Below are 4,950 nucleotides of genomic sequence, written 5' to 3'. Positions count from 1 at the left end.
GAAAACAGAATTCTCACGCAGAGGGAGCAGGGGCAGCAGAGTACTTCGTCGCGCGATGAAGTCCTCTGCGTCCTCTGCGGCTCTGCGTGAGAATGCAGTTGAAGTAGAAGCGGGCGCGCGGCTGGATGGCCGCGCGCCCGTTCAGAAGCTGAAAAGAGAAGAGACCGGAGGATCAGACCTCCATGATGTCCGCTTCCTTGTGCTTCATCAGCTCCTCGATCTTGGCGATGTACTGGTCGGTGAGCTTTTGCACCTCGCCCTGCTCGCGACGGATGTCGTCCTCCGACAGGCCCTCGTCCTTCTGGCGCTGCTTGACCTCGTCGTTGGCGTCGCGGCGCACGTTGCGCACGGCCACGCGCGCCTCCTCCGTGAGCTTGTGCACCATCTTCACGTACTCGCGGCGGCGCTCCTCCGTGAGCGGCGGGATGGGAATGCGCACCACCACGCCGTCGTTGGAGGGGTTGATCCCCAGGTCGCTCTCCCGCAGCCCCTTCTCGATGGCCTTGATGAGCGACTTGTCCCAGGGCTGCACCACCAGCATCCGCGGCTCCGGCGCGCTCACCGTGCCCACCTGGTTGATGGGCATGGCGCTGCCGTACGCCTCGACCTTCACGTTGTCCAGCAGGGCCGGGCTGGCCTTGCCGGTGCGCACCGCCGAGAACTCGCGGCGCAGCGCGTCGATGGCGCCCTCCATCCGCTGACGGGCTTTCTGCAGGCTCGACATGGCTCGTCTCGTTGAGTGATGTTCGCGTCTAGCGGTGCACCAGGGTGCCGATCTGCTCGCCCCGCACCGCCTTGGCGACGGCGCTGGGCGTGTCCAGGTTCAGCACCATGATGGGGATGTCGTTCTCCTTGCACAGCGACAGCGCCGCCGCGTCCATCACCCCCAGCTCGCGCGACAGCGCCTCCAGGTAGGTGATCTCGGGGATGAACTCGGCGGTGGGGTCCTTCTTGGGATCCGCCGTGTACACCCCGTCTACCTTGGTGGCCTTGATGATGACGTCGGCCTCCATCTCGATGCCGCGCAGCACGGCCGCCGTGTCGGTGCTAAAGTACGGGTTGCCCGTGCCGCCCGCAAAGATCACGATGCGCCCCTTTTCCAGGTGCCGGATGGCCCGGCGCCGGATGTAGGGCTCCGCCAGCTGCTCCATGCGGATGGCCGTGAGCACGCGGGTCTCCAGCCCGCCGCGCTCCAGCGCGTTCTGCAGGGCCAGGGCGTTGATCACCGTGGCCAGCATCCCCATGTAGTCGGCGCTCACGCGGTCCATCCCCTCGGCGCTGGCCTTGGTGCCGCGGACGATGTTGCCGCCGCCGATCACCAGCCCCAGCGCCACCCCCATGTCGTGCACCTGCCGGATCTCCTCCGTCAGGCGGTTCACCACCGGCGGCGAGATGCCGAAGCCCTGCTCTCCGGCAAGGGCCTCGCCGGAGATCTTGAGGAGCACGCGGCCGTACTTCAGGCCGGCCGCGCCGGACGCGGGAGCGCCGTCCGCCATCACTCGCCCAGCGCGAAGCGCGTGAACCGGCGCACCTCGATCTTCTCGCCGGTCTTGCTGGCCGCCTCGGTGATGAGCTGGCCCACCGTGAGGTCGGGGTTCTTCACGAACGGCTGCTCCAGCAGCGCCTGCTCGGCAAAGAACTTCTCCAGCTTGCCGTCCACGATCTTGTCCCAGATCTGCTCCGGCTTGCCCGACTCCTTCATCTGCTCGCGGTACACGTTGCGCTCGCGCTCCACCAGGTCCGCGGGAAAGTCCTCGCGGCGAATGGCCACCGGGCTGGCCGCGGCGATGTGCATGGCCACGTCGCGCACCAGCTGCTGGAAGGCCTCGTTGCGGGCCACGAAGTCCGTCTCGCAGTTGATCTCCACGAGCACGCCGATCTTGCCGCCCATGTGGATGTAGCTGCCCACGGAGCCCTCGCGGGCCTCGCGCTCGGCGCGCTTGGCCGCCTTGGCCGCGCCGCGCGCGCGCAGGATGTCGATGGCCGCCTCGGTGTCGCCGCCGGCCTCGGTGAGGGCCGCCTTGCACTCCATCATCCCGGCCCCGGTGCGCTCACGGAGCTCCTTCACGGCCTGTGCGCTGATTGCGATGCTCATCTCTCGTTCCGTTCCGGATCTATGGTCTCAAGGGTCGCGCGTGGCACGCGGTTCCGCGGCGCGCGGGATTCTCGCGCGCCACGGCCCCGCGCGCAACCCCGCGCGGCGTGGGTGCCCGTCCGCGCGGGGCGGACGGGGATGAAAAAGGGGCCCCGGCACAGCGCGCCGGGGCCCCCTGCAAACTCTCCGCCGTGGCGCGCGCGGGGAGGGTTACTCCTCGGACCCGCCCTCGTCGCCGGCGCCCGGCGCGCCACCCGGCGCGCCCGCGGCGCCCGTGCGGCGCTTGCGGCGGGGACGGCGGCGCTGGCCGCCGCGGTCGTTGTCGCCGCGGTCGGCCGGGGCGCGCTCGCCCGTCTCGCTGCTGTAGGTGGTGACCTCGGCCTCGTCGGCGCGGCGGCGGTCCTCGGCCGGCATGGCGGCGCGGGCCTCCACGATGGCGTCGGCGATGGCGTTGCCGATGACCTCCACCGAGCGGATGGCGTCGTCGTTGCCCGCGATGGGCACCGTGAGCACGTCCGGGTCGGCGTTGGTGTCGGCGATGGCGATCACGGGGATCCCCAGCTTGTTGGCCTCGCTGATGGCGATGCGCTCCCGCTTGCTGTCGATGACGAACAGGGCGCCGGGCAGGCGGGCCATGTCCTTCACGCCGGCCAGGTACTTCTCCAGGCGCTCGCGCTCGCGGTCCAGCATCAGGCGCTCCTTCTTGGTGTAGTACTCGTAGGCGCCCTCTTCCATCCCCCGCTCCAGCTCGCGCAGGCGGCGGATCTGCTTCTTCATCGTGGTGAAGTTGGTGAGCATGCCGCCCAGCCAGCGCTCCGTCACGTAGTAGGAGCTGCTGCGCTCCGCCGCGCTCTCGATGACCGGCTTGAGCTGCTTCTTGGTGCACACGAACAGCACCCGCTCGCCGCGGCTTACCACCGCGCGGGTGAGCTCCTGCGCCAGCTCGATCTGCCGCTGCGTCTTCTTGAGGTCGATGATGTAGATGCCGTTGCGCTCCGCGAAGATGAACTTGCGCATCTTCGGGTTCCAGCGGCTGGTCTGGTGTCCGAAGTGGACACCGGCTTCCAGGAGGTCCTGGATCTGCGGGACGGGCATGGTGCGTTGTCCTGATGGAATGCGGTTTTCCCTGCGGCCCCACCCGGGGCCCGGGCTTCCACCGCCGTCATCCGCCGGCCCGACCGCCCCGGCGAAGGGACGGCACCCGGGCCCGTGCGTCGGGCAGTGTGCTTGATCCGAGCGGTCTTTGGGCAAACGCGCGTGCCGGGACGAAGCGTCGTCCCGGCACCGCGAAGCCGGCGCTCCCGCTTAGCGCTTGCTGAACTGGAACCGCTTGCGCGCGCCCGGACGGCCGGGCTTCTTGCGCTCCACCTCGCGCGGGTCGCGGGTCAGCAGACCCTCGGCGCGCAGGCGGCCGCGGAACTCCTCGTTCACCTTGAGCAGGGCCCGGGCAATGCCCAGGCGGATGGCGTCGGCCTGGCCGCGCACGCCGCCGCCGTTGACCGTCACCTTGACGTCGTACTGGCCCTCGGTCTCCGTGGCCACCAGGGGGCGGCTGGCCGACTGGCGCAGCACGTGGCGGGGCAGGTGCGCCTCCAGCGTGCGGCCGTTGACCTCCCACGTGCCGTTGCCGGGACGCAGGTAGACGCGGGCGACGGACGTCTTGCGGCGCCCGATGGCGTGGAACTGTTCGGTGTTCGCCATGATGATCAGAAGGTGAGGGGCTCGGGATTCTGGGCCTGGTGCGGATGCTCCCCGCCGGCGTACACCTTCAGCTTCTTGCGCATCTGGCGGCCGAGCGCGTTCTTGGGCAGCATGCCCTTCACGGCGAGCTCGATCACCCGCTCGGGGTGCTTGGCCAGCATCTCACGGAAGGGGATGAACTTCTCCCCGCCCATGTAGCCGGTGTGCTTGAAGTAGGTCTTCTGGTCGGCCTTGTTGCCGCTCAGACGGACCTTGTCCGCGTTGATGACCACGACGTAGTCGCCGGTGTCCAGGTGCGGGGTGTAGGTCGGCTTGTGCTTGCCGCGCAGCACGCGGGCAACCTCCGTCGCCACGCGCCCGAGGATCTTGCCCCCGGCGTCGACGACGAACCACTTGTGCTCGATCTCTCCCGCCTTAACGGAATACGTCTTCATCGTACTCATTCTCGCGCCCGAAGCGCGGGCCTGTGTCGGCCAGGGTGCCGACGGGTTCTGGTGTTCCGAACGAAAATTCCGCCTCCGGCGCCTTGCCCGGGGCGGAGTGGCGTGGTCGGGACAGACGGGTATGATACCCAAACTCCGCACACCTGTCAACCCGCGGCGGGCGGGGAGGATGGGAAGGTTCCTGCGTTCGGGCGGGCATTCTCTCGCCCGCGAAGGGCCCTCTCCCCCGCTTCGCGGGGGAGAGGGAGAACTGGGGTTCCGCGCGCGGGCGGCATGAAGTGCAGAACGCCCGCAGAAACGTACACCCTCTCCCGCGCAGTTTGCGGGAGAGGGTGCGAGCGTCAGCGAGCGGGCGAGGGCTCCCGCAGTGGAAGGCCGTAACCTGTAATCTGTCCCCCGCCGTTCCATCGGTCCCCCGTTCCCCTGCCGTTCCGCCGTCAGGTCAGGAACGTCTCCAGGAAGCGCGCCCGCGACTGGTGCCGCAGCCGCAGCAGGGCCTTTTCCTTGATCTGCCGCACGCGCTCGCGGGTGATGCCGAAGTTCTCGCCGATCTGCTCCAGCGTCATGGGCTCGGTGTCGCCCAGGCCAAAGTACAGGCGCAGCACCTTGGCCTCGCGCTCGGTGAGCGTCCCCAGCGCGTCGTCGATGCTGCGCTTGAGGGCGGACTCGTAGACTTCGTCGTCGGGGCCGGGAGAAAGGCTGTCGGAGAGG

At 69.1% G+C, this 4,950-nt stretch carries 7 protein-coding genes; all 7 read right to left on the bottom strand.

Annotated features, from left to right (window positions below; genetic code table 11):
• Positions 1 to 172: 172 nt before the first annotated feature.
• Positions 173 to 724, bottom strand: coding sequence for a ribosome recycling factor (gene frr / locus VFZ20_RS25705; RefSeq protein WP_329686823.1), 552 nt, complete (start codon positions 722 to 724; stop codon positions 173 to 175).
• A gap of 28 nt (positions 725 to 752) precedes the next feature.
• Positions 753 to 1,496: a UMP kinase gene (gene pyrH / locus VFZ20_RS25700; RefSeq protein ID WP_329686822.1), complete on the bottom strand. Its 744-nt coding sequence runs from the start codon at positions 1,494 to 1,496 to the stop codon at positions 753 to 755.
• Positions 1,496 to 2,095: a translation elongation factor Ts gene (gene tsf / locus VFZ20_RS25695; RefSeq protein ID WP_329686821.1), complete on the bottom strand. Its 600-nt coding sequence runs from the start codon at positions 2,093 to 2,095 to the stop codon at positions 1,496 to 1,498. The genes pyrH and tsf overlap by 1 nt, the downstream gene beginning before the upstream one ends.
• A 210-nt stretch (positions 2,096 to 2,305) precedes the next feature.
• Complete coding sequence (rpsB, locus tag VFZ20_RS25690) at positions 2,306 to 3,190, bottom strand: 30S ribosomal protein S2 (RefSeq protein WP_329686820.1); 885 nt, start codon at positions 3,188 to 3,190, stop codon at positions 2,306 to 2,308.
• A gap of 210 nt (positions 3,191 to 3,400) precedes the next feature.
• Positions 3,401 to 3,796 carry a 30S ribosomal protein S9 gene (gene rpsI, locus VFZ20_RS25685; RefSeq protein ID WP_329686819.1) on the bottom strand — a complete coding sequence of 132 codons (396 nt, stop codon included), beginning with the start codon at positions 3,794 to 3,796 and terminating at the stop codon, positions 3,401 to 3,403.
• A gap of 5 nt (positions 3,797 to 3,801) precedes the next feature.
• Positions 3,802 to 4,230, bottom strand: coding sequence for a 50S ribosomal protein L13 (gene rplM, locus VFZ20_RS25680; protein ID WP_329686818.1), 429 nt, complete (start codon positions 4,228 to 4,230; stop codon positions 3,802 to 3,804).
• Positions 4,231 to 4,676: 446 nt separating this feature from the next.
• Positions 4,677 to 4,950 (bottom strand): sigma-70 family RNA polymerase sigma factor (locus tag VFZ20_RS25675; protein ID WP_329686817.1); only part of this gene is annotated, 274 nt, incomplete at its 5' end.

Origin of the sequence: Longimicrobium sp., from assembly GCF_036280135.1 — a bacterium.
GTDB lineage: Bacteria > Gemmatimonadota > Gemmatimonadetes > Longimicrobiales > Longimicrobiaceae > Longimicrobium.
The sequence above is the reverse complement of the archived record's forward strand: the minus strand, read 5'-3'. Positions and strand labels throughout refer to the sequence as shown.